This window comes from Methanobrevibacter sp. (genome assembly GCF_036307625.1).
GTDB lineage: Archaea > Methanobacteriota > Methanobacteria > Methanobacteriales > Methanobacteriaceae > Methanocatella.
In genome coordinates this window covers 1-23652 of the sequence record NZ_JAXJXF010000090.1, presented here as the reverse complement: position 1 = coordinate 23652, position 23652 = coordinate 1, and the positions used below count along the sequence as shown (strand labels likewise).

The 23652-nt window shown below is 31.8% G+C and carries 26 protein-coding genes; 5 read left to right on the top strand and 21 right to left on the bottom strand.

Annotation, left to right across the window (positions count from 1 at the left end; genetic code table 11):
* A partial coding sequence (locus UIB65_RS05625) for a hypothetical protein (RefSeq protein WP_330040148.1) occupies positions 1–281 on the bottom strand: 281 nt, incomplete at its 3' end.
* A 122-nt stretch (positions 282–403) separates the two neighbouring features.
* Positions 404–1261 carry a DUF1002 domain-containing protein gene (locus UIB65_RS05620; protein ID WP_330040147.1) on the bottom strand — a complete coding sequence of 286 codons (858 nt, stop codon included), beginning with the start codon at positions 1259–1261 and terminating at the stop codon, positions 404–406.
* A 270-nt stretch (positions 1262–1531) separates the two neighbouring features.
* On the opposite strand from UIB65_RS05620, the gene UIB65_RS05615 reads away from it, so the two are divergent.
* The 3 genes from UIB65_RS05615 to UIB65_RS05605 are packed head-to-tail and all read left to right on the top strand — an operon-like array spanning position 1532 to position 5864.
* Positions 1532–2335 carry a DUF169 domain-containing protein gene (locus UIB65_RS05615; RefSeq protein ID WP_330040146.1) on the top strand — a complete coding sequence of 268 codons (804 nt, stop codon included), beginning with the start codon at positions 1532–1534 and terminating at the stop codon, positions 2333–2335.
* Positions 2336–2376: 41 nt separating this feature from the next.
* Positions 2377–4062, top strand: a complete 1686-nt coding sequence (locus tag UIB65_RS05610) for an ABC transporter ATP-binding protein (RefSeq protein WP_330040145.1) — start codon at positions 2377–2379, stop codon at positions 4060–4062.
* Entirely contained in the window at positions 4059–5864 is a 1806-nt protein-coding gene (locus tag UIB65_RS05605) for an ABC transporter ATP-binding protein (RefSeq protein ID WP_330040144.1), read from the top strand. Before UIB65_RS05610 ends, UIB65_RS05605 begins: the two co-directional genes overlap by 4 nt.
* On the opposite strand, the gene UIB65_RS05600 is transcribed toward UIB65_RS05605, so the two are convergent.
* Positions 5861–6658, bottom strand: a complete 798-nt coding sequence (locus UIB65_RS05600) for a tetratricopeptide repeat protein (RefSeq protein ID WP_330040143.1) — start codon at positions 6656–6658, stop codon at positions 5861–5863. The genes UIB65_RS05605 and UIB65_RS05600 overlap by 4 nt on opposite strands.
* Before the next feature lie 75 nt (positions 6659–6733).
* Positions 6734–8101, bottom strand: a complete 1368-nt coding sequence (locus UIB65_RS05595; protein ID WP_330040142.1) for an MATE family efflux transporter — start codon at positions 8099–8101, stop codon at positions 6734–6736.
* Between the two features lie 230 nt (positions 8102–8331).
* Here UIB65_RS05595 and UIB65_RS05590 point away from each other — a divergent pair, with 230 nt between their 5' ends.
* Positions 8332–8739 carry a flavodoxin family protein gene (locus UIB65_RS05590; protein ID WP_330040140.1) on the top strand — a complete coding sequence of 136 codons (408 nt, stop codon included), beginning with the start codon at positions 8332–8334 and terminating at the stop codon, positions 8737–8739.
* On the opposite strand, the gene UIB65_RS05585 is transcribed toward UIB65_RS05590, so the two are convergent.
* The 7 genes from UIB65_RS05585 to UIB65_RS05555 form a co-directional block, all read right to left on the bottom strand.
* Positions 8736–9539 (bottom strand): hypothetical protein, encoded by an 804-nt coding sequence (locus UIB65_RS05585; RefSeq protein WP_330040139.1) that lies wholly within the window; start codon positions 9537–9539, stop codon positions 8736–8738. The two genes, UIB65_RS05590 and UIB65_RS05585, sit on opposite strands and share 4 nt — an antisense overlap.
* Positions 9539–9892, bottom strand: coding sequence for a hypothetical protein (locus UIB65_RS05580; RefSeq protein ID WP_330040137.1), 354 nt, complete (start codon positions 9890–9892; stop codon positions 9539–9541). Before UIB65_RS05580 ends, UIB65_RS05585 begins: the two co-directional genes overlap by 1 nt.
* A 498-nt stretch (positions 9893–10390) precedes the next feature.
* Complete coding sequence (locus tag UIB65_RS05575; protein WP_330040136.1) at positions 10391–11500, bottom strand: serine/threonine-protein kinase; 1110 nt, start codon at positions 11498–11500, stop codon at positions 10391–10393.
* Positions 11501–11525: 25 nt separating this feature from the next.
* A complete protein-coding gene (locus UIB65_RS05570; RefSeq protein WP_330040134.1) occupies positions 11526–12317 on the bottom strand; it encodes an FHA domain-containing protein in 792 nt (263 codons plus the stop codon).
* Between the two features lie 249 nt (positions 12318–12566).
* Positions 12567–13853, bottom strand: a complete 1287-nt coding sequence (locus UIB65_RS05565; RefSeq protein ID WP_330040149.1) for an O-acetylhomoserine aminocarboxypropyltransferase/cysteine synthase family protein — start codon at positions 13851–13853, stop codon at positions 12567–12569.
* 96 nt (positions 13854–13949) lie between these two features.
* On the bottom strand, positions 13950–14804 hold the full coding sequence (locus UIB65_RS05560; RefSeq protein ID WP_330040133.1) for an aldo/keto reductase: 855 nt from the start codon (positions 14802–14804) through the stop codon (positions 13950–13952).
* Between the two features lie 7 nt (positions 14805–14811).
* Positions 14812–15960 carry an aldo/keto reductase gene (locus UIB65_RS05555; RefSeq protein WP_330040132.1) on the bottom strand — a complete coding sequence of 383 codons (1149 nt, stop codon included), beginning with the start codon at positions 15958–15960 and terminating at the stop codon, positions 14812–14814.
* Between the two features lie 306 nt (positions 15961–16266).
* Between UIB65_RS05555 and UIB65_RS05550 the strand changes: the two genes are divergently transcribed.
* Complete coding sequence (locus UIB65_RS05550) at positions 16267–17280, top strand: 7-cyano-7-deazaguanine synthase (protein ID WP_330040130.1); 1014 nt, start codon at positions 16267–16269, stop codon at positions 17278–17280.
* Positions 17281–17483: 203 nt separating this feature from the next.
* Here the strand turns inward: UIB65_RS05550 and UIB65_RS05545 are convergent, their stop codons facing one another.
* From UIB65_RS05545 to UIB65_RS05500, 10 genes are all read right to left on the bottom strand, one after another.
* On the bottom strand, positions 17484–17666 hold the full coding sequence (locus UIB65_RS05545; RefSeq protein ID WP_330040129.1) for a hypothetical protein: 183 nt from the start codon (positions 17664–17666) through the stop codon (positions 17484–17486).
* 25 nt (positions 17667–17691) lie between these two features.
* Complete coding sequence (locus tag UIB65_RS05540; RefSeq protein WP_330040127.1) at positions 17692–18516, bottom strand: Cna B-type domain-containing protein; 825 nt, start codon at positions 18514–18516, stop codon at positions 17692–17694.
* An 89-nt stretch (positions 18517–18605) separates the two neighbouring features.
* The gene (gene argH / locus UIB65_RS05535) at positions 18606–20027 is read right to left on the bottom strand and encodes an argininosuccinate lyase (protein ID WP_330040125.1); all 1422 of its coding nucleotides are present in this window, start codon (positions 20025–20027) and stop codon (positions 18606–18608) included.
* A gap of 76 nt (positions 20028–20103) precedes the next feature.
* The gene (locus UIB65_RS05530; protein WP_069575404.1) at positions 20104–20256 is read right to left on the bottom strand and encodes a 30S ribosomal protein S27ae; all 153 of its coding nucleotides are present in this window, start codon (positions 20254–20256) and stop codon (positions 20104–20106) included.
* 9 nt (positions 20257–20265) lie between these two features.
* Positions 20266–20592, bottom strand: coding sequence for a 30S ribosomal protein S24e (locus UIB65_RS05525; protein ID WP_330040123.1), 327 nt, complete (start codon positions 20590–20592; stop codon positions 20266–20268).
* A 17-nt stretch (positions 20593–20609) separates the two neighbouring features.
* Positions 20610–21119: a DUF359 domain-containing protein gene (locus tag UIB65_RS05520; RefSeq protein WP_330040121.1), complete on the bottom strand. Its 510-nt coding sequence runs from the start codon at positions 21117–21119 to the stop codon at positions 20610–20612.
* Between the two features lie 10 nt (positions 21120–21129).
* Positions 21130–21306 carry a transcription elongation factor subunit Spt4 gene (gene spt4, locus UIB65_RS05515; RefSeq protein ID WP_292605391.1) on the bottom strand — a complete coding sequence of 59 codons (177 nt, stop codon included), beginning with the start codon at positions 21304–21306 and terminating at the stop codon, positions 21130–21132.
* On the bottom strand, positions 21303–21887 hold the full coding sequence (locus UIB65_RS05510) for a DNA-directed RNA polymerase (protein WP_330040120.1): 585 nt from the start codon (positions 21885–21887) through the stop codon (positions 21303–21305). Before UIB65_RS05510 ends, spt4 begins: the two co-directional genes overlap by 4 nt.
* A 36-nt stretch (positions 21888–21923) precedes the next feature.
* The gene (locus tag UIB65_RS05505; RefSeq protein WP_296803937.1) at positions 21924–22316 is read right to left on the bottom strand and encodes a PIN domain-containing protein; all 393 of its coding nucleotides are present in this window, start codon (positions 22314–22316) and stop codon (positions 21924–21926) included.
* Between the two features lie 10 nt (positions 22317–22326).
* Positions 22327–23541, bottom strand: coding sequence for a translation initiation factor IF-2 subunit gamma (locus UIB65_RS05500; protein ID WP_330040118.1), 1215 nt, complete (start codon positions 23539–23541; stop codon positions 22327–22329).
* Positions 23542–23652 lie beyond the last annotated feature (111 nt).

Genomic DNA, 23652 nt, shown 5'->3' with positions numbered 1-23652 from the left:
TCCAAATCAGAATCATCATCCCAATCCTCATCATCCAAATCAGAATCATCATCCCAATCCTCATCATCCAAATCAGAATCATCATCCCAATCCTCATCATCCAAATCAGAATCATCATCAATATCAGAAACAGCAATATCCCCATCAAAAAGAATATTTGTATCATGAGCACTTATTGAGGAAACATTATTATCAGCAGCATATATTGAACCTGCACACATTATGAGAAGTACTGAAATTATTGAAATCATTAATAGATTTTTAGTGTTAAAATATCTCAATTGTTTTCACCTCCATCAAAAATTATTTACATTAATACTTTATATTTATTCAAATATAAATAAGTTAAAGAAAAATATTTAATTTAAAACAAAAAACGTTAGTCAAAAAAAAGAAATGAAGGTTAAATACCTTCAACTAAAGATTTAAACCAATCTATAATACTATCTATTGAAAAACCATTGGTACCAGTTTTATTGAATAATCCTGAAACTTTATTCGTATAGTTATGCACATCCCCTTGTACGTTTTGCACTTGTTGGATACTGTCCGCCAAGTTTTCAATATCATTATTAGTAATGTTGATGTTATTGTTTTGCACATAATTATTGATTATATTGACAATTTTATTATGGTCTGTAACATTATCGCTAGATACTTGACCTTTGACATCATTTACTAATTTAGACAAATCATTAGCATTTACACCAGAATTATTAACAATTTCTGCTTGAGTGTAAATTTCATCATTTGCTGCTTCTTTAACCTTTTCTGGAATTTCAACATTAGTTACTTCCTCATAAGAGTTCATTATTCCAGCAAGAGCTGATTCACCAGTAGCTTGTACCGGACTTGTAACATAAACATGCCCTTTAGTAATTCCAGCAGATTTTAAAGCTGAAATATACATATCGCCTGTAATTGTAGTAATTTTTGATTTATCAACACTTACCTGAAGATTATCATTATCATTCAAATTAACCAAAGCGGATGAAAGTATTTGACTTGAATCATAAGATTTTCCTGTAATTGAACTTGAAATTTTGTTAACTTGATCGGCAGTAATGATTTTTGATTCAACATTATTCACATTAATATTTGATTGACTTTTAAAAAAGTCATCAACGATTGATTTATAATTGGAATTTCCATAAGTTGTCTCCCCATAAGTTATCACAACATTAGAATCAGCTGAAAATCCTACAGGGATTAACATACCGACCACAATTAAAGCTAACAAAGCCATAGTAATTTTACGCATAATTTTTCACCTCTTTTAAAATTCCTAATTTAACTTTGTTAAAATAGTATTTAAATGTTATAGTTTTTTAGACAATATCAACACAATATAAACTTTAAAAAAAGAATATCAAAAATATACAAACATATAGTTTAATATTTTAAATATTGTTCAAATGTTCGGCATTTTAAATTTAAAAAAATACTAACTAATAATATTTTAAAAAACCAGAAAAAAATAAAAAAACAATATTAACCTCTTGATGCAATACTAACAAATGAGGTAGTTATTATGCAAAGCAACATATCAAAAGAACTGGAAATGAAATTTCCACCAATTGTTTTACTTAAAAGTGATGCAAAACCAGAAAATGCAAAAGGACCTAAAAACGAAAATGGCGGATGTGTAATGAGCTTTATTGCACAGACAATAGCTAAAAGGAAAACCACATATTTTGGACGTGAAAATATAACATGCGGAGGAATATCCGTAGGTTTTGGATGGGGATCAGGATTTGCAAATGAAGACATGATTGACTTTCAGGCAACATTCCTATCCTGCGGAGTTGAATCAGCACCGAACAGGGAAGATTATGAGAAGAGATTGGAACATATGCCTAAGCATACAGGTGAAATGTTCAGGCATGGAGAACGAATATATACAGACTTTGAAACCGCAAAAGAAAGCATTAAAAATAGGCCAATCTATGATGAAGGTCAATATGTAATCTTTAAAGGACTGGAAAATTTGGAAGACGGTGAAATTCCAGAATCCGTTATTTTTACTGTAAATCCTATAGAGCTAACTGCATTAATCCAGATAAATTCTTCATTCAGGCTCAAAGATTCATACGTTTTAACTCCACAGGCATCAGCATGTCAGGCTATTGGATGCTTTACATTTAAAGAAAATGAAAGTGATGACCCAAAACCCGTCTTAGGACCTATTGACTTTGCGGGAAGAAGTAAAATGAAGCATTTCATTCCAAATGACTATCTGACTTTATCAATGCCCTGGAAATTATTCCTGAAATTGGAAGAGTTAAGTGAAAACAGCGTCCTTCAGACTGATTTATGGAAAAAATTTAAAAAATAATAAGCAACTAACATATAACAATGAAAAAGTTACTCACACCAATGAAGAATAAAATCCCTCAGATTTTATTCATATTCATATTTTTAATAATCCAGGCATACTGTGATTTAGCATTGCCGCAATACACGGCGGCCATTGTAAACATTGGTATACAAAACACTGATTTTCAATTCATCATAGATATTGGAATGATAATGCTTTTAATGGTAGCGGTATCTGCCCTGGCAACCGTTGGTGTGTCTTATTTTTCAAGCAGAGTTTCATCAGGATATGCTAAAGACTTGAGAAAAATTATCTACAATAAAGTTTTAAAATTCTCAAATCATGAATTGAATGACATTTCACGTTCTTCCCTGATAACCAGAACTACAAATGATGTAAACCAACTTCAAGGAGTTTTGGGATTCATTTTTACAACACTCATTTTTGCTCCAATTTTAGGAATTGGAAGCATCATCAAAGTATTCGAACTTGAGACAGACTTATCCTGGATTATCCTAGTTAATTTTATTGCAGTCATTATTCTTTTAGTAATCGTTATTGTCAGAGTTCTTCCTTACTTTAAGATTACACAGGAAATAATTGATAAGATAAATAAAAATGCAAGAGAGATATTAATTGGAATTCCCGTAATTAAGGCTTTTGTAAGACAAGATTTTGAAGAAAGCAAATTTCAAAAAGTGAATAAGGAATTTTATGATGTTAACATTTACGTATTTAGAACAATATTGATTATGCTTCCTTTAATGATGTTGATAATGAATATTATGGTTGTCCTGATTCTTTATTTTGGAGCATATGATGCGATAAACAATGGAACTTTAACAGGAGACATAATAGCTTTTATCCAATATGCTACCCAAATTGTCACATCATTTTTGATGATTGGAGGGTTTTTCATCATGCTTCCAAGATTCCTTGTTTCCGGAAGACGTATTAGTGAAGTATTAAATACTGAAATTACCATAACAGACGGTGAGATTACAGACATTTCCACCAATCCGACAATAGAATTTAAAAATGTTTCTTATAAATATCCTGGAAGTGAAAAGGAAACCCTAAAAAACATTAATTTTAGTTTAAAACCAGGCAAAACCACTGCAATCATTGGAGGAACAGGCAGCGGCAAAACAACAATACTCAATTTGATTCCCCGCCTTCAAGACCCAACGTCAGGCGAGATTCTGATTGACGGTGAAAATATCAAAAACTTCAATTTGAAAAGCTTAAGGGACACAATTAGTTTCACGCCACAAAAAGCGATTCTATTTCAGGGTGACGTTAAATCAAATATGAAAATTGGGAAAAATAATGCAAGCAACAGCGAAATTGAAAAAGCACTGAAACTTGCCCAAGTTGATTTTGTAGAAGATTTATCAGAAGAAGTTACACAAGGAGGATCCAATTTTTCAGGAGGTCAAAAGCAGCGCCTATCCATAGCAAGAGGAATCATAGGCAAACATGACTTTTATTTATTTGATGACTGTTTTTCAGCACTTGACATGAACACTGAAAGAAAGATTAAAAACAACTTAAAAGAAATGAAAGAATCATCAATCCTAATCGTGTCACAAAGAATTTCAACCATAATGGATGCTGATGAAATCCTTGTAGTCGATAATGGAGAAATAATTGACAGAGGCACTCATGACAAACTTGTAGAAAGCTGTGATATCTACAAAGAAATCGCAAATATTCAAATTGACTATATGGAGGCATTGATATGAGTCCAAGACCATTGAAAAGAAAACCTCCTGAAAAACCTGTCAACAATAAAAGAGCGATTAAAAATATCTTAACCCTGCTGAAAGACCATAAATGGAAACTAATATTAACTGTAATCTGTGCAGTGATTTCAACATTATTTACCGTGATTGCGCCGTTACTTATCGGTGAGGCAACCACATTGATATTTGATGGAATAAACAAAATCATCCACAATACAGGTTCAATTGATTTGAATGCTTTAATCAATATTTTAATAATTGTATCAGTCCTATATGTGATAAGCTCCGTTTTTACATACCTGCAAAGCATATTTCTTGTTGAAGTAACAACAAAAATCAGCTATGACTTAAGGGAAAGATTAATTGCAAAAATCCTGCATTTGCCAATGAATAAAGTTGAAGAAAATAAAAGAGGCGACATATTATCAAGAGTTACAAACGATGTGGATTCACTTCAAAACGGCATTACCCAATCATTTATCCAATTGCTAACTGCAATAATTACTCTTATCGGAGTATTTATTATGATGTTATCCATCAATATCTGGATGACATTGGCAACTGTTATTCTTATCCCAATTTCATTTATACTTATTATTCTAATGACAAAATTCTCACAAAAATATTTCCTGAAACAACTTGAATTTAAAGGTTCAGTCAATGGTCAAATTGAAGAGACATTCACCGGCCATGATATAATCCGTGCATTTAACCAGGAAGAAATTTCTATGGAGAAATTTGAAAGAGATAATGAAAACTGGTTTGTCCATGAATGGAAATCACAGTTTTTCTCCAGTTTAAACGGTCCTTTAATGAACTTCATTTCAAACTTTACTTATGTTGTAGTTGCGGTTTTAGGTGCAGTATTTGTTCTTCAAAGAGTTATTGCAGTTGGAGACATTTTAGCATTCTTCCAATATACCCAGAGTTTTACAAGACCAATTCAACAAATCACAAGAGTTATGAATCAAATTCAAACTGCAATGGCAGCTAGTGAACGTATTTTTGAATTCCTAGATTACGATGATGAAAAAAACCCATCAGATAAAGAGATTACCGAAATCAAAGACAGAATAACCTTTGATAACGTTAGCTTTTCATACACCCCAAATGAAAAAATAATTAAAAATTTGTCTTTAGAAGTTAAAAAAGGCGAGAAAATAGCTATTGTTGGTGAAACTGGAGCTGGAAAAACCACAATTGTTAAATTACTCATGAGATTTTATGACATCGATTCAGGTTCCATTAAAATTGATGGGGTTGATATTGATGAATATGACAAAAATAGTTTAAGGTCATTGATTGGAATGGTTTTGCAGGATTCCTGGTTATTTTCAGACACAATTTCAAATAATATCCAGTATGGAAACCTTGAAGCGACAAACGAAGAGATAACCTATGCTGCCAGCCAGGTTTATGCAGACAACTTCATAAGACAATTACCTGAGGGCTATAATAGCAAATTAAATGAGGACACTGACAATATTTCACATGGGCAAAAACAATTATTAACCATTGCCAGAACAATTTTATCAAAAAAAGAAGTTTTAATTTTGGACGAAGCAACCTCCAGCGTCGATACAAGAACTGAAAAGTTAATTCAAAAAGCAATGGACAGACTAATGGAAGGTAAAACCAGCTTTATTATTGCGCACAGACTATCAACAATTAGGAATGCTGATAAAATTATTGTAATTGAAAATGGTGAAATAATTGAGCAAGGAACTCATGAAGAATTACTTGCCCTTAAAGGTTATTATTATAATACTTTAAACAGCCAATTTGAAGAAAATATTCTTTAAATCTTTTCCAAACATTCATCCCATATTTCTTTGGAATAACTGTCTAATGAATCGATTGCAGTTGCTTTTTTAAATTCATCATCAGCTTTTTTGAAATCCCCACAAGCATAATATGTGAGTGCTTTTCCTTTAATCGCATCAAATGATTCTTCATCCTTTTTCAACACGGAATCATATACATTGAGGGCATCGTCATAATCACCGTTGAGTGTATTTGCATTAGCAATTGCTATCCAGACTTTAACATCATCATCAATAGCCAAAGAATTAATATATTCATCAATGGCCTGAGGATATTTATCCAAATTCACAAGTGCACGACCTTTTAGATAGTAAGCTTCAGCATTTGATGAGTTGACTTCGATTGCCTTATCACAAAGTTCAATTATTCTAAGATTTGTTTTATAAAATTCAACCAATTCCCCTGAATCTTGATTATTCAATTTTCTTTGTGCTCTTCTTACATAATCCCCATCCCTATTTAATGCTTTTTTGGCATCAATAGAATATTCTTTCAAAATCTTTGGAAAATCTTCTGAATTTAAAATTTCAGATTTAAATTGTGATGCTTCATCCGCAATATCTGAAATTTGGTCTAAAGTATTTTCACCGAGTTCACGAACATCTACTTCTTCAAACCTGTTTAAATCCAAATCCTGTAAGATTTCTTTACTTTCATCTTTTAAAAAATCTATACGATCATACACTTTTTGAAGCAAAATAGATTCAAAGTAAACTTTATCAGAGCTTCTCCTGTTGACCTTAACGTCATCCGCATCATTTGATTTTTTCATGATTATCACCCATATTATTTAATAATTTGAAATCGGATAATAAAAAATATTTCTATTTAAAAAAACGATTATATACTAATATACATCACAAGATTTTTTAAATTTAAGATTGAAAATCCAAATACAAACAAAACCTAATAACGAACCGGCATTCATTCCTATAATAGCGCCCAAATAAACTCCAAAAACACCCATATTCAACATTACTCCGAATACATAAGCGAATGCCATGCTCAATACCAATTCCCTTAAAATTGTTATCGCTAATGATTTGAAACCAGAACCAACACCCTGATATGTATATGCTGCCGTTGCCCCAAATGGAATCAATACATTATAGAATACCAGCATCCTCAATATTTCAGAAGACCTGTCAACCAATGCCCAATTAGTCTCATATACATTGAAAATTTCGCAAATTGGATTTGCAAAGATGAAAAATGCTGCACAAATTAAAATCGTAATAGTCAAACCCAGCAATGTTGAATATTTAATTGTTTCATTGAAGTTTTGCCAGTTTCGAGCTCCATATGCAACTCCTGAAACAGTTATTGTTGCAATTCCTATTGCCATGCAAGGCAGGAATGCAATTGATATGAATCTCCAGGCTATTGTAAATGATGCCACTTCCTCAACACCCGCAGTAACAATAATTAAAAAGTTGAATATGATAGCTACCAGAGCAAAAATTATTTCTTCTGTTGCCGCCGGAAGTGAAACAACCAAAATTTCCTTATAAATCTCCAATTTACGCTTGTAATAGCTAAATTTAAACTTAAAAAATGTATCCTTTTTAATGAAAATCCAATATAACATACAGACATAGCCTGTAAAAGATGCTATAACCGTTGCAAGTCCCGCTCCAAAAATCCCCAAATTTAATGAGTATATCAATACAGGATCTATAATCATATTCAAGATAGCTGTTAAGATTAATGGGTTAGTTGCTCTTTTAACATCCCCTTCAGCCCTGAAAACACTTGCAGTTACATTAGGCAGCAAAAATGCAATATTGAGCATAAATATAATTTGTCCATAACTTAAACAGTATGAACTAACACTATCTGCACCCAACAATATAATCATATCATCTAAAAAGAAAATTCCCACAATTAAAACAATGAACGAAACTATGAATGCTAGAATCATTGAGTGCATAACTGCATTATTTGCATCGCCAAATCGTTTCTCCCCAACATATCGGGAAATCAAAGAATTGGTACCTGCACCCACACCATTGCCAAGGCCAATGATAACCAAATATAACGGAGCTATGAAACCTAATGCTGCCAAAGCATCAGAATTCAATCCTGAAACCCAAAAGCTATCAATCAAATTATTTAAAAACATCAAAAGCATTGAAAATATTGTAGGAAAAGCCAGTTTATTTATTGCCTTTCTAGGATTGCCCGTTATCAACTCAATATTTTCATTTGCTTGCATGATATTATATTGAAAAACTTAATATTTAAATCAATGAATAAGATACAACTTGGTAAGCAGCAATAATTAAACCTTAACACATCCAAGGCTCAATTTTTCCAATTTTTATGAACTAAAAAAAAACCGGTTACAACTTGTAAAAAATCACTTCCAAAAATTTTTAGAAGCACCTAAATTTTAACAAAACTTTATATAAAATTAAACTATAAATAAGTTAAGGACGTGTTTAAATGAAAATCGCAATAAGATATTACACAAAAACAGGAAATACTAAAAAACTTGCAGAAGCCATAGGCAGCGCGATTAACGTTGAAGCAAAAACCGTTGATGAACCATTAACAGAAGACGTAGACATTCTATTTTTAGGAAGTGCAGTTTATGCCGCAGGAATCGATGAAAGAGTAAAAGAATTTATTGAAAACATTAATGTAAATATCGGGAAAGCCGTCAATTTTTCATCAGCAGCTTTAATTAAATCAACTTATAATCAAGTGAAAAAACAGGTAGAACAGAAAGGCTTGAAAATGAGTGAAGATGAATTTCACTGTAGAGGAGCATTCAAATTTGTTCACAGAGGACATCCCGACGAAACCGATTTAAAAAATGCTCAAGAATTTGCAAAAAGAATAGTTAATTAATTTTTCTTATTCTTTTTTGCCAAATCTTCCAATCTGTCAAATTCACTGTTAACATGCTTCATTACAATTGTAACAGTCAAAGTAGCGGTACCTATACCTGATAAAAAGAAACCAGCCCAAACCAAAACCAAAGAATTAATTTTCCCAAAACCAGAAGACCCCAAAATGGCATAACCATTACTGGTAAACGCATTAGAAACCATAACCATTGAATTTAAAGGAGATACATTTTCAACAATCATTGTTATTATAAAACTAACAAAAATTATTGAAAACAACAAAATGATTGTTATTCCCAAACTGTTAGTTTCAGTGTACTCCATGAATTTAGAAAAGTATATTTTAATAAAATATAAATAAATTGGAGCATGTATTAAATCAAATGCACTAACAGGATTTATTCCAAAAAATAAAAAGCTTATAGAACCTAAAGGCATTAACAAAAACAATATAACTTTATTTTTTGGGGAATCACTTTTAGTGTTAAACATAAGGTATAACGAAAGCAGAATATCCAAAAAAGCAATGTTAATTGTATCAGGACCCCATGAGAATAATAGATACAACATGGAAACAAAAAACATTAAAATCATTACCAAATAACCCAACTGTCTTAATTCAAAGACTTGCTCATTTGGGAAATATTCATGAATATTGAAAAATCGGGACTTTTTAAAAAAGGAAGTATCCTTTAAGAAATTAAAAATATATCTTCCGATAAAGAATATACAAACGAAAGCGCAGAATGAAACCACAAAAGATATCAGAATATATAATATTAAACCCATAATTTCATCCATTATTCATCACCTCCATTTTCAATTATCTTTTCCAATCGTTTAATCCTGGAATTAAAATGCCTCAATAGAATAGCTGCAGTTAAAGTTGCAGTGCCCGCACCTGAAATAATATAACCTCCCCAAACCAGGAAAATACTATTGATTTTACCAAGAATGGAATTACCTAAAACAGAATATCCATTACTGGTAAAAGCATTGGAAACCATTACAAGAGAATCTAAAGGATCTTTATTTTCAACAACCTGCGTTATTAAAAAACTTATGAAAACTATAGAAAATAACAAAATAACAGTTACACCTAACCGGTTATCGTTAGTATATGCCATAAATTTGTCCAGAGCTATTTTAACCATATATAAAAAAATCGGAACATGAATGAAATCAATAAAACCAATAAGAGTATAATCAAACAACAAATAAGTTAGAGATCCAAAAGGAACTAAAAATAAAAATACAATTTTATTTTTTAAAGTGCTCTTATCAAGAAGTACCACCGCAATCACAGATATAAAAATATCAAAAATAACAAAATGAATCAGATCCTCATAAATAAATATAATAATATATAAAAAATTTATAAAAAAACAGGCGGCCAAAATCAAATAAAAAACCTGTTTTAACGTATGTATTTCATCTTCAGGCAAAAATTCAGTAGGATTGAGAAATCTATTATGAGAATTTTTTAGTTTAGAATAAACAAAAGTCACAATCATTGTTAAAGCAATGAAAATAACAAATTCAATAACTAATTGAAAAATAGTCAGTTCCCATATGTTCACTTAAATTCACCAATGTACTATATATATTTAATCCTTATTAACCATTATGACATATAAGCGTATTGTGAACATTTATCCATTATTCGAAATATTTGACAAATTTTCAACTTTTATTGTATTTGAAACAAAATCACCGCTGTCTTCCGATGATACGACCTCTTCCAAAATAGTCATCATGTCTGTACCTTTAATAATATCAATAGCTCCCTGAAGATTATTTTCATATAATGCCAATCTAAATGCTTTCTTAATGGTATTGTTTATATGGAAAATATTTTTATCATATTCATAGAAATTTTCAATATACTCTTCAATTTCATTTAAAAGTTCGTTAGCATCTAGAAATCTATCCTGATAATTAAAGGCTAAACATTTCATAACGATATCATCCAAATCTGAAGGAATTTTCTTGTTATATTCACTCGGCAAAACCAAAGGATTTCTCCAGGGCTTTTCTTCCAGAATTTCAACAATATTGAATTTTTGAATATCATACGGAAAACGATTAGTCAATAAAATGTAAAAAATAACACCGAGAGCATAAATGTCAGCTGAAGGAGATTTTTCCTTTTTAAAACATTCAGGAGCCATGAATTGTACTGTTCCAGCAACGGCAGAATCAGACAACCTTGAATGAATTTCACTTGAAAAACCAAAATCAGACAGTTTAACAACAATATGTTCTTGAGAGTTAAAGCTCAACAAAACATTACTTGGTTTTATATCCCCATGTACAATTGGAGGATAAGACGAATGAAGAAAACTCAAACCAAGAGAAATGTGTTTAATCAAATACAATATCCATGATATTGGTATTAACATATTATTATTTATAAATGAATACATATATTGACTTAAATCACCACCTGGAACATATTCTATTATGAAATAAACAAAATCAGAATTGTTTTCACCATACGATGGAATTATGCCCGCATCATGAATATTTACAATATTTTCATGTCTGAGCTGACAAATCAGTCTTGCTCCATATAAAAATAGATTCAAATCTGAGCCGACATTTAATGGTTTCTTAAGTATCTTCATTACCCTCAAATCTTCTAAAAAAACATGCTTAATCAAGTAGATTTCAGAAAAAGAGCTTGATTTTAAAAATTTTACGAGCTCATATTTACCAAAGAAAAATTCATCTAAAATCTTCTTTAAATCTTCAAATTCCATAAAAACCACTAATTAACATGATAATTTAAAAAGAGCAATAAAAAACAACTCCCCCCCTACCTCGAGATAATTTAAGGAAAGAATTATTTTTCAATTTTGTTTTTTCAGCATGAGGAAGTATTTCATCACCAATGAATGTTCCATTAGAGCTACATTCATCCAGAATATACCATTCATTATTTTCATAAAACAATTTTAAATGTGGTTTTAAAACATTTGAAACTGTGGAATAACTATTATCCAAAACAATTTTACGGTTAGGAATTTTCGTAAAATCATCAGTTCCCCTTCTTCCAATAAAAACCAGATCATTTTTATTGATTCTATATGTTTTTCCTTTATCTTTACCGTTAAATATTGTCAAAGTGCAGCATTTCTTATTATTGAATTTCGTATTGACATTATATAATTCAAAAAAACTGAGAAGCTCATCGCTGAAAAAGTTGATTTCCAAAAATAAATCATCAAATGCATCTTCTCTTAAAACATATGCTTTGACATTGCGTTTACCGACCTTATTCGGAATTTCTTTTTTAACGATTACTTCGCTTAAAATTCCTGCATCAACAAGAATTTTCAAGTGCTGACCCAACATTTGTGGGGTAATATTAATATTATAACCAGTCAGCAAAAAATTTATTTCACGAGAATATAAAGGAGCCTTATGCTTATTAACTATGCTTTTCTGATGGTCTCTTAAAATCTTTAGAATTGAGAACCTAACATCATTATTTATTGAAGCCAATTTAGAAGATAAAATTTTACAATCAGCATCTCTTAAAATTTCAGTTTTAAATTCTTGGTTTAAATCACCCATACTTTATCTCCGTCAAGGGTAGTAACTATTCTCAAACATTATTATAAATATCTATTATTCAATTAATAAAAAAGCCATCATAATCGTTAAAAATATAATTCAAATGATAAATATTAAAGGATAATAAAATGATAATATACAACAATAATATAATTTTTGTATCAATTTAATATATAAGTCACATAAAGCAATCGCTTTAATCAAATAAAAAAAATAGTATAAAAAGTATATAAAAAAAATAAAAGATTATTAAATTTTATCCAAAGCCTGGTCAACATCAGTTAAAATATCTTCAATATCTTCAATACCTACTGAAAATCTAATCAAATCAGGAGTTACACCGGTAGACAATTGCTGTTCTTCAGATAATTGGGAATGAGTTGTTGAGGCAGGATGGGTCACTAATGATTTAGCATCACCAATATTTGCCAAAAATGAAATCAGTTCAACATTTTCAATGAATTTCAAGGCACCGTCATAACCTGCCTTGAGTCCAAATGAGACAATTCCACCATAACCTTTTTCGGCATATTTTTTAGCCACATCATGGTTTGGAGAACTTTCAAGGCCTGAATATGTCACCCAAGCAACTTTCGGATGTGCTTCCAAATGTTTAGCAACCGCCATTGCATTTGAAGCATGCCTTTCAATTCTGAGCCCTAAAGTTTCAAGACCCTGCAAGAGCAAAAATGATCCGAACGGAGATGGAACGGCACCAGTATCTCTTCCTACAACTGCACGAATCCTAGTTGTAAAAGCAGCACCTTTAAATGTTTCACCAAACACCAAACCATTGTATGTATCATCCGGTTCAGACAATGTCGGGAATTTACCGTTCATCCAGTCAAAATCGCCTTTTTCAATAACGATTCCTCCAAGAGTAGTACCATGACCTCCAATATATTTAGTTGCAGATGAAGCTATAATGTCTGCACCATGGTCAAATGGCCTTACTGAACCAATACCTACGGTATTATCAGCTATTAATGGGATATTATGTGAATGTGCAATTTCTGCCAATTTATCAAAATCAGGAATGTCCAATTTTGGATTTCCAATTGATTCAACATAAATTGCCTTTGTTTTATCATTGATTGCTGCTTCAAATTCATCAGGTGACTGTGAGTCGACGAATGTTACAGTACGACCCAGTTCCTCCAAAGTGTTTTCAAACAGTTCATATGTACCGCCATACAAATTATCTGCTGATACAATATTGTCCCCAACAGCAGTTATATTAATAATTGCATAAAAAATAGCAGACATTCCAGAAGCTGTCGCATATGCTGCAGACCCTCCCTCAATTGCAGCCATTCTTTTTTCAAAAGCTTCAGTGGTCGGATTTGTAAGCCTTGTATAAATATTTCCCCCTTCTTTAAGGGCAAATCTATTCGCAGCTTGTTCAGGAGTGTCAAATACATAGGAAGTTGTTTGATAAATTGGTGTTACTCTTGAACCGGTTTCATCAACCTCTTCCTGTCCTGCATGAACCCCTATAGTTGATATGTTTTTTTTGTTTTTAATTTCATACGCCATAATAATCATAGAAATATTTGTCAAAATGATATTATAAATTTAGTGAAAAAAATAAGAAAAATGATTATCGGCATTTATCTGATTAACTCTTTATTACTATTTTCTTATCTCAATCATTTCATCAAACAATTCAACAGTCTCGGGATTTCTAAAGTCTAAAAATATGCTTTCAGATTTGTCCAACTGCATAATATCAATCATGTCATCTTCATCCAATGCAAAGTCAAATACATCAATATTTTCAGCCATCCTTTCTTTATGGGTGGATTTGCACAAAACGACAACACTTCTTTCAATAAGCCATCTCAAGATTACCTGCGCTGGAGTTTTACCCTGCTTTTTAGCAATTTTCATTAATGTTTCATTAGAAAATATCCCATTTTGCCCTTCTGCAAAAGGAGCCCAAGCCTCCATTTGAACACCATTCTTTTCCATATTTGCCTGAGCCACATATTGTGCATTAAAAGGATTTGCTTCAACTTGATTAACAGCTGGAATTACTTTACGGTCAAACAGACATATGTCAGTTAGCCTATCCGGTAAAAAATTAGAAACACCGATTGCCTTAATCAAGCCTTCATCATACAAATCTTCCAAAGCTTTATATGCTCCATAATAATCTGAAAACGGCTGATGCAACAACACCAAGTCAATATAATCCAAGCCTAACTTTTCAAGGGATTCTAAAACTGAAGCCCTGCATTTATCATATCCATAATTTTCAATCCAAACCTTGGTCGTGATAAACAATTCATCACGAGGCACGTTGCATTCGCTAATGGCTTTACCAACTTCTGATTCATTAAAATAGCCTTGTGCAGTGTCAATCAATCTATAACCAACATCAATTGCATCAAGAACTGCCTGTTTAGTTTCTTCTGGAGGAATCTGATAAACGCCAAATCCCAAAATTGGCATTTTTACTCCGTTGTTTAATGTTAAATATTGCATAATATCACTAAAATCCAAATAAATCCTGTGCATCAAGCATTACATCCACAATATGAACATTGAACGGACATCTTGGTTCACAGTCCCCACATGCAATGCATTCTGATGCATTATATTTCAAGTTATTATAATGTTCCTGAATACCCGCAGGCACTTCATCCTTATTTTTAGCCAAATCGAACAATTTATTTACCATTGCAATATCTATTTCAGAAGTGCAGGGCGCACAATGACCGCAGTAAGTGCATTGACCTTCAAATGAATGTTTAGGAGCATTTTTTAAAGTTTCAGCATATTCCTTTTCAGCATCAGTCGCATCGCAGTACTTTAATGATTCCATAAGTTCATCAACGGTTTTCACACCGACGAAAATACTGTTCACCCCTTTTTGTTCCAGACAATAATGTATGCATTGTATTGGTGTTAATGCAACTCCGAACGGAGAGGTTTCATCTGAAAGCAAATTGCCTCCGGCAAAACCTTTCATTACTGTTAATGCAGTGCCATTTTCATCACATAATTCATAAATTTCCGCTCTTTGGGGATTTAATCCGAACATTTGCTCATCATATGCATCCTCTTTTCTGTATTCTTCAATATCCGACATTGAACCGAACATGTCATATGCAGGATTTATTGAAAACATTAGCAATTCAATTTCCGGGTTTTTAGCTGCAAGCAGACCAATGTCCGGATTGTGGGTACTGAGTCCGATATGAGCAATTGTTCCTTCATCTTTCAATTTGCGGACATATTCAATAAACGGACCGTTCATTATCCCATCATAATCTTCAATTTGGTCAACATAGTGAATCATTCCAAAGTCCAGAGTGTCAATTTGAAACCTTTCCATGAAGTCTTCAAATGCCGGAATGACTTTGTCCATATCGCGAGTTCTCACATATTGGTTATTCTGCCAGGTTGATCCGATATGGCCCTGAATAACCCAATTTTCACGATTATCTTTAATAGCCCTACCCAAATGTGAACGTACGTCAGGTTCACTCATCCAACAGTCCACAAAATTAATTCCATTTTGCTCACATGCGCGAATCAATTCTTCAGTATCCTCATAAGGCCTTTCCACTAAAAATTCAGCACCAAAAGCAATTTCGGATACATTGATACCAGTGTTACCTAATTTACGATATTCCATAATAATATCTCTCCAATAATAATATTTTAGAATTTGAAATTAAAAAAAGTAATGGAAATTATTGGATTTTGTATATCCATTTTTCCGCTGCCAATATACTCAAGTTTCCATCGGCTTGATTAATGATTATCTGCAGAAATTGCAGAAGTTGGACGCAGAGGTGAGATAATCAAACTCATCAGGAAACATTCTTGAAATCACCAAAATGTATCAGAAATTTGTATACAAATATATTTTTTGCCTTGAAAAACCCGTCAAAAAGTGAATAGGTCAATATTTAAAGTAGTTGAATCATAACTAAATACAATGTATGATAAGGAATTCATTTTAAAGGAAGTCAACACAATACGAAATGAGATAGGTCATGACAAAGTAAACATTTTCATAGAGGAATTATACTTCAATGAAAGCACCAATGAATTATGGATAATAACGGAAGACAGACCTGATAAATCAGCCATAATTGGAAAAGGTGGTTGGGTAGTTGGTAAACTGCGGGAAAAATTAGGTCTTGAAAGCATACATGTTGAATCGTATGGAGATTTTTTAAACAAGGAATATAAATTAAAATTATCCAAAAAAACTGTCCGCAACATCGATTTGGATTTGGTTGGCCTTGAAAATCTGGAAAAGACAATAGACAATAAGTTAAACAAAATTTACAGCTTTAACTTTGAAACCTATTTTAATGAAAATCAATTTGAAGAGTCTGAAAATATCGAAGCAGTAGTTGCTCTATCAGGTGGTGTTGACAGCAGTTTTTCATTAATTTTAGCTAAAAAACTTGGATTTAATCCAATAGCTATTACAATTGATCCAGGAACCATAATTTTGCCAAAACAATTTAAAAACAACATCAAACTTATAACCGAATCACTGAATATCAAACATAAATATATTGAAACCGACTATTCAGAAGTCATCAATGAATCTTTTACAGGCAAACTCCACCCATGCGGCAGATGCTCAAAAAACACTTCAGAGCTAGTGAAGAGATATGCTAAAACTAACAAAATTCCACTAATTATCTTTGGTGATATGCTTGCAACTGGCAGTCAATGTATAAATTTGCAGGAAGATTCATTATATCGATTGAACCTTCCAGCAAGTTTAAGTGTTGGCAAGCAAGAGATAAAATCCTTAATCAAAAACTATGATTTAAAGACATTCAAAGGGTTTGGCTGTCCTCTTCTTTACGAGGTACACAGAAAATTCCCACATATGAAAAAATTTTCAATACAAAGAATATTGAGGGAAACACGTTCGGGTGCACTCGAGCCTGGAGAGGCACTTGACCTAATATGGAGTTTTTACAAATAGGTTTTAGGCATGCCTAAAATTTATATATGTTGAAAAACAAATCAATATTTGTTGATATAATCATCGATTATATTGACATGATTATTGGTAATAATTTAACATGAATAGAAAACTTATTAAATTGTTCCTCAATAAATTCAATAAGTAAAGCTCAGCTTCTATCCATGTCATTATTACTTTTAATCATTTAAAAAAAAAAAGAATTACTCAGAATCATCTTCTTCAAGTGATTCCAAATAATTTTCATGAATTTCTTCAGCCAAATCATCATTGCCTTCTATGATAGGTCCAGTATAATCACATTCATAACAGACCCATTGAGACCAATTCTGAGGTATAATCCATTTTACATTTTTAGATCCGCATCTTGGACAAATTTTATGCATTTTGAACTACCTCACCATACATTATCTATCTTTTACTATAGAAATAATATGCAACAGCAATAACAATTATAACAACCACTAAAATCAAAATTGGGTTTCCTGTATTTTTTAAAGGATTTTTCTTCTGTTTATCAGTATCGTTTTTAACTTCCTTTGCAGGAGGTTTTTTGATTAAAACTGAATTGACAGTTGTATTATTGACATTTGTGTTGTTAATTGTTTTATTGTTTATAGTGACATTATTTACAGTTTTGTTATTGATAGTATTATTATTGATAGTTTTATTATCTGTTCCGGTAGAATTGGAATCAGTTTTGTTAGAATCAGTATCATTAGTTGCATTTGAAGTATTTGAAGAATTGTTCTCTTTTACAACATTATTTGTATTAGAAGCTGAAAGAACTTCTTTTAATTCATTTGTAATGACAAAACTATTGCCGTTTTTTGTTACAACAGGATCCTTATACATACTTATCTTATCAGCAGAAACAGAATATGAAATTTGTTTTCCACTAGAATCATATTTATCCACATCTACTGTTTTAGTCCATCCGTTAGCGCTGGATAAAACAACAGATTCAACTTGTTTATCCCCATTTTTTACATAAACTGTGACAGAAGAAGGACGATTAGGACCATTATTGTCATTCCATTTCATGCTAATTGTCAGATTAACTTTATCATTTGAATTACTTGATGTGCCTTGAACAACAACATCATCTGATGTATCAACAACATCATCAGCACCACTGCCAACTAAATCGTCATCAATGTCTGATGCTGAGATAAAACTTACAGCACCAATCATAAATATTGACAGAACCAATAAAATTATGAACTGCTTTTTCATTTTTTCACCTTATACAATATTATCTGTAAATAATAATATGTTTAAAGTGATATAAAAATATTTAAAAAAAAAGTAAAAAAGATTAAACATTAAATTCCTTGTTTTTCAAATTCAACGTTTAAAAAATCTTTAATGTTATCTCTTGCCAAATCAACCATTTCAGGAGCAGGACCCCCTGGAACAGCCCTAATTTTAACATTTTCTACAGGATTTAAAGCCCTTTGAATCAAGTCATCAGACAATCCTAACTTGTCAAATCCCAAATCAACAGCTATATTATCTATAAATTCAGAAGTGATATCCTCTTCAGCCATTTCATTTGCAGTAGCCTCATTAACAATTCTTCCAACAATTTTGTGAGCAGTTCTAAATGGAATCTGTTTTTCACGAACCATAATATCCGCCAAATCTGTTGCTGTAGCGAAATTCTTTCCTGCAAGTTCAGCACATCTTTCAGTTTTGAATTCGACAGACAGTAACATTTTAGTTACAATGGATAAAGTGTCTTGAGTTACTTGAACAGCATTCCATAAATGAGGAGTAATCTCCTGTAAATCCCTATTGTAAGTGTACGGAATAGCTTTAAGAATAGTTAAAATAGTAATTAGTTCACCGGTTGCAATGCTGGTTTTACCTCTTGCAAGCTCTGCCACATCAGGATTTTTCTTTTGAGGCATAATGGATGAAGTTGATGAATATTCATCAGCCATTTCAATTACTCCAAATTCATAAGTACTCCATAAAACCAGTTCTTCACAGATTTTAGCTAAAGTGGAAGACAATGCCACCAAATCAAAAACAGTTTCAGAAATAAAATCTCTTGCAGAAACACCATCCATTGAATTTTCCAAATAAGCATCAAAACCCAATAAATCAGTTGTTAATTGTCTATTAATAGGAAAACTGGTAGTGGCCATAGCCGCTGAACCTAGCGGATTTAAATTAACACGTTTATAAGTATCATCCAAACGTTCATAATCTCTTTTAAGTGCTTGAACATGAGCCATCAAATGATGAGCAATAGTAATCGGTTGAGCATGCTGCAAATGAGTAAAACCAATGAATACATCATTTAAATGGTCTCCAGCCATTTCAACTAACCCTTCCATAAACTCCAAAATTCCAATTTGAATTTCAGAAATCTTTTCTCTCAACACTAACCTAATGTCTGTAGCAACTTGGTCATTACGAGATTTAGCAGTGTGCATAAATCCAGCATCCGGCCCTATTTTAGATGTTACATAATTTTCAATAGCCATATGAACATCCTCAACAGAAGGGTCAAAAACCAATGCAGAATAACCTTCTTCTTTTAGTTCATCAAGAGCACATAAAATTTTATCAGCAATTTCTTCATCAACAATACCTTCATGTTTTAACATTGAAGTGTGTGCAAAATTAGTTTTAATATCCGCTTCAAAAATAATTTTATCAAATTCGAGTGATGAAGTGTATTCAGCTGCTTCATCAGTCATTCCAGTCTTAAAACGACCATTTCTAATATTATCCAAAGAAATCCCTTCTTAAAAATGATTAAAATTTAAAAAAAAAATAAAGTAAAAAAAAGAAATTAAGATTTGAAAAATCTTATTTTTTCATTTCAGTGTAACCGCATTTACCACAAGCAAACCTGTCACCGTGGTCAGCCATGAATACACCTTCACCACAACGAGGACAAATTGGATTTTTTCTTTCAATTTTGTCTCCATCAACTTTGTAAAGATCAGATTTTTTTACCATATAAATCACCTATTCTTCTGCTTCTGCTTCAGCTTCTTCTTCAGCAGGTTCTTCTTCAGGTTCTTCGTTTTTAGCAATGACATGTTGAGCTTCAATATATTTTAAATCATCAACAGTATCATAAACTTTAGCATAACCTAATGCTTTAGGTTCACCGTAATGTGGTTGTACATTATCTACAACAATTAAATCTTTTTTAGTGTTTAATAAAGCAACTAATTTTGATTTAATGTCTAATAATTTAGGAGTTGCTTCTCCATCATAATCAACATAAAATTTAATTTCTTTTCTGTTAAATACTTTGTTTTCTTTTTCTTCAATAAATTCAATTTCCATTATAAAACCTCATTTATTTATTCTTCAATAAATCCGTCGATAAGCTTTTGAGCTTTATTTTTCATGTCAGAAACTTTTAAAAGCACTAAACCTTCATTTGGTTGACCATATAAGATTGTAGTTTCTGGATTTGCCATTAAGATGCAAGGAAGAACTGCAAGATCTTCTTCCCCTGCTACTTCAATTACATAACATTCGCCACTGTTAGATAATTCAAGAGCTTGGCCTATGGTTTCCCATAGATCATCAGTAATGGTTCCAGCAGGATTATCAACTTTTAAAATATTGTCTGCATGTATAACATCATGAGTATGATTTTTTCTTTGAATTAAATTATCAATTATACCAATATTCGGATATAATTCGTATTTTGTAAGATTACTAAAAGTTGCATCACCAACAGAAATTAAAAATTCAGAAGATTTGATTTCATCAATTGCATCTTCGAAGTTTGGATATAATTTACCTAATGGTTTTTTTAACTCAACAATTATATCTTTATTTAATTCTGCATCTAAACGTAACACAAAAAACCCTCTATCTTACTCTTAAACAATATTCACCTGGAATTTTAATATTTAATTCCTTAGCTATTGCTGAATCTTCAGGATCAGTAATAATTAAAAGACCACTCCAATTATCAGAAGTTGGACTTCCACAAGACGGACAATGATCTTTATTTGAAATCATTTTACAAACTGTACAAGCTTTCATTCTCCACCCTTCTTACTTTTTTGTTTAGCTTCTTCAATCCATTCAAATCTACCTAAATTATTTTGTCTCATAGTGAGAGGAATTTTAGAATTCCTATTGTTTTCAATGTTATTAGTAGATTCATCTTTAATTGAAACGCTAACAGCTCTAGCTCTAACTAAGTCACCTAAATCTAAAGTCTTATTAGATTCTTTAGCAAGTAATGCTCCTCTCTTAGGATCATAATTAATATAATCATCAGTTACTTGAGAAACATGTATTAAACCATCCATAGGTCCAATTCTTACAAAAGCTCCATAATCAACAATATCAATTACTTCACCATCAAAAATCTCATGTTGTTCTGGTTTGAAGAAAATAGCTTCAAAGACAACATTATGATAAGCAGCACCGTCACCCATAATGAGTCTACCTTCACCTATTTCATCGATATCATTAACACAGATAAGTAAACCAAGTTTTTTATCTAAACGACCCTCGTAGGTCTCGTTTAAAGTTTGAATAGCAACTTCTTTGAGAGGATCACCAAATCTGTAAGGTGGTATTCTTACAGTGTCCTCGATTTTTGTTTTATAATACAAAATAATCCCTCATTTAATTAATAAGTTTAATTAATATTATATTTTACCTTCAACAGCAATATATCTTTTTTGTCTTAAATATGCTACTGTGATTCCTTTATCTTTCGCACGATTTTTTAATTCTATATCGTTTGTAGCTAAAACTTCTGAAACTCTAAGTAACGCATCATCCACAGTTTCATTTTCTAATAATGAAATATCCTTTATTTCAATTTTTGAAGAATTAGCTAACTTTAAGGCCAAATTAGCATTTAACCTTATTTTTCCTTTATTATTTCTTTTCAAACCCTTCAATTCATTGATAACAAAGCTCGGAGTAGTTAATTTATAAGAAGGTAATATTTTTTCAAGTTCAGTGATGATATCAACATTGAACTGAAAAGGAACCATAAAAAAATTGGTATCTATTACAACTTCTTTAGAGTTCATTATTCGCCCTCTATTTTATAATACCGTAACCGATTAATCTCCAACGAGCACCGACTCTACGACTTAAAGCAACTCTATCTCCGGGACTTGCGCAAACAGGTAACTTAAGAGTGACTTCAACATCATTTTTCTTTGTTGAAGTAACAACACCTATTGTAGTTGTAGTACCACAGTTAATCATTAAAGCTTCTTTAATTTTAATAGGAGCAACATCACGTTCCTCTTTAGTACCTACAACACGGTCAAGTAAATTAGCTTCCATTTTAAAGCTGTTTAAAACTTCAGGTAATGTACCTTCTTCCCCAGCAACAGTACCGGATAATGAATCTGATTTAGTTAAAGATGGATCTAATTTAGTTGCAATACCTACAAGACCACCAGGACCTATTTCATCAACTTGTTCACCATTAGCTTCAAGACCGATAATTTCAGATTTTAAAGTGATCCTTTCACCATTATTGGTAGGACCAGGCCTGATTTCAATAGTATCACCAAGTTTAAATTTACCTTGGACTAAGGTTCCACCTATAACTCCACCTTTAATTTTGTCAGCACCTGAACCAGGTTTATTAATATCAAATGACCTAGCCACATGCATTAATGTAGAATCTTCAGTATTCCTTTCCGGTGGTTGAATTTGTTTAAGCATTGCTTCGATTAATATATCTACATTAGCACCTTGTTGAGCAGACACCGGAATAATTAAAGCATCTTCAGCACATGTTCCTTTAACAAATTCCTTAATTTCATTATAACTTTCAATAGCTCTTTCTTTTGAAACGATGTCAATTTTATTTTGAACTACAATAACATCTTTAACACCGATTACATCAAGTGCCATTAGATGTTCTTTAGTTTGTGGTTGTGGACAAGACTCATTTGCAGCAATTACTAAAACTGCACCATCCATAATTGCAGCACCAGATAACATGGTTGCCATAAGGGTTTCGTGACCTGGAGCATCAACAAAGGACACTTTTCTAATTAATTCAGTTTCGCTGCCACAGATTTCACATTTTTCAGAAGTAGTGTAACATTCAGGTTCTCCGCATTCAGGACATTTTCTAAATTCAATGTCAGCATAACCTAAACGAATAGAAATACCTCTTTTTGTTTCCTCACTGTGAGTATCAGTCCAAATTCCTGATAATGCTTTAGTAAGAGTTGTCTTACCATGGTCTACATGACCTACTAAACCTATGTTAACATCTGACTGTACGTTCACAGATAACCACCTTTTTCATAATTTAATTCGAATAAAAGTAAAATAAGAAAAATAGTAAAACTATTCTTCCTCTTCTTCACCAGCACCAAGAATATCAGCTATTGATTTGCT

Excerpts from the sequence above, each read along its gene's own strand:
- UIB65_RS05545 (WP_330040129.1), bottom strand. The coding sequence starts at position 17,666 with ATGCATAAAATTTGTCCAAGATGCGGATCTAAAAATGTAAAATGGATT.
- UIB65_RS05565 (WP_330040149.1), bottom strand. The coding sequence starts at position 13,853 with ATGGCGTATGAAATTAAAAACAAAAAAAACATATCAACTATAGGGGTT.
- UIB65_RS05620 (WP_330040147.1), bottom strand. The coding sequence starts at position 1,261 with ATGCGTAAAATTACTATGGCTTTGTTAGCTTTAATTGTGGTCGGTATG.
- UIB65_RS05575 (WP_330040136.1), bottom strand. The coding sequence starts at position 11,500 with ATGGAATTTGAAGATTTAAAGAAGATTTTAGATGAATTTTTCTTTGGT.
- UIB65_RS05525 (WP_330040123.1), bottom strand. The coding sequence starts at position 20,592 with ATGGAAATTGAATTTATTGAAGAAAAAGAAAACAAAGTATTTAACAGA.
- UIB65_RS05555 (WP_330040132.1), bottom strand. The coding sequence starts at position 15,960 with ATGGAATATCGTAAATTAGGTAACACTGGTATCAATGTATCCGAAATT.
- UIB65_RS05595 (WP_330040142.1), bottom strand. The coding sequence starts at position 8,101 with ATGCAAGCAAATGAAAATATTGAGTTGATAACGGGCAATCCTAGAAAG.
- UIB65_RS05600 (WP_330040143.1), bottom strand. The coding sequence starts at position 6,658 with ATGAAAAAATCAAATGATGCGGATGACGTTAAGGTCAACAGGAGAAGC.
- UIB65_RS05585 (WP_330040139.1), bottom strand. The coding sequence starts at position 9,539 with ATGGATGAAATTATGGGTTTAATATTATATATTCTGATATCTTTTGTG.
- UIB65_RS05605 (WP_330040144.1), top strand. The coding sequence starts at position 4,059 with ATGAGTCCAAGACCATTGAAAAGAAAACCTCCTGAAAAACCTGTCAAC.
- UIB65_RS05610 (WP_330040145.1), top strand. The coding sequence starts at position 2,377 with ATGAAGAATAAAATCCCTCAGATTTTATTCATATTCATATTTTTAATA.
- UIB65_RS05590 (WP_330040140.1), top strand. The coding sequence starts at position 8,332 with ATGAAAATCGCAATAAGATATTACACAAAAACAGGAAATACTAAAAAA.
- UIB65_RS05530 (WP_069575404.1), bottom strand. The coding sequence starts at position 20,256 with ATGGTAAAAAAATCTGATCTTTACAAAGTTGATGGAGACAAAATTGAA.
- UIB65_RS05560 (WP_330040133.1), bottom strand. The coding sequence starts at position 14,804 with ATGCAATATTTAACATTAAACAACGGAGTAAAAATGCCAATTTTGGGA.
- UIB65_RS05580 (WP_330040137.1), bottom strand. The coding sequence starts at position 9,892 with ATGGTTAAAATAGCTCTGGACAAATTTATGGCATATACTAACGATAAC.
- UIB65_RS05550 (WP_330040130.1), top strand. The coding sequence starts at position 16,267 with ATGTATGATAAGGAATTCATTTTAAAGGAAGTCAACACAATACGAAAT.
- UIB65_RS05505 (WP_296803937.1), bottom strand. The coding sequence starts at position 22,316 with ATGAACTCTAAAGAAGTTGTAATAGATACCAATTTTTTTATGGTTCCT.
- UIB65_RS05540 (WP_330040127.1), bottom strand. The coding sequence starts at position 18,516 with ATGAAAAAGCAGTTCATAATTTTATTGGTTCTGTCAATATTTATGATT.
- UIB65_RS05615 (WP_330040146.1), top strand. The coding sequence starts at position 1,532 with ATGCAAAGCAACATATCAAAAGAACTGGAAATGAAATTTCCACCAATT.
- spt4 (WP_292605391.1), bottom strand. The coding sequence starts at position 21,306 with ATGAAAGCTTGTACAGTTTGTAAAATGATTTCAAATAAAGATCATTGT.
- UIB65_RS05570 (WP_330040134.1), bottom strand. The coding sequence starts at position 12,317 with ATGGGTGATTTAAACCAAGAATTTAAAACTGAAATTTTAAGAGATGCT.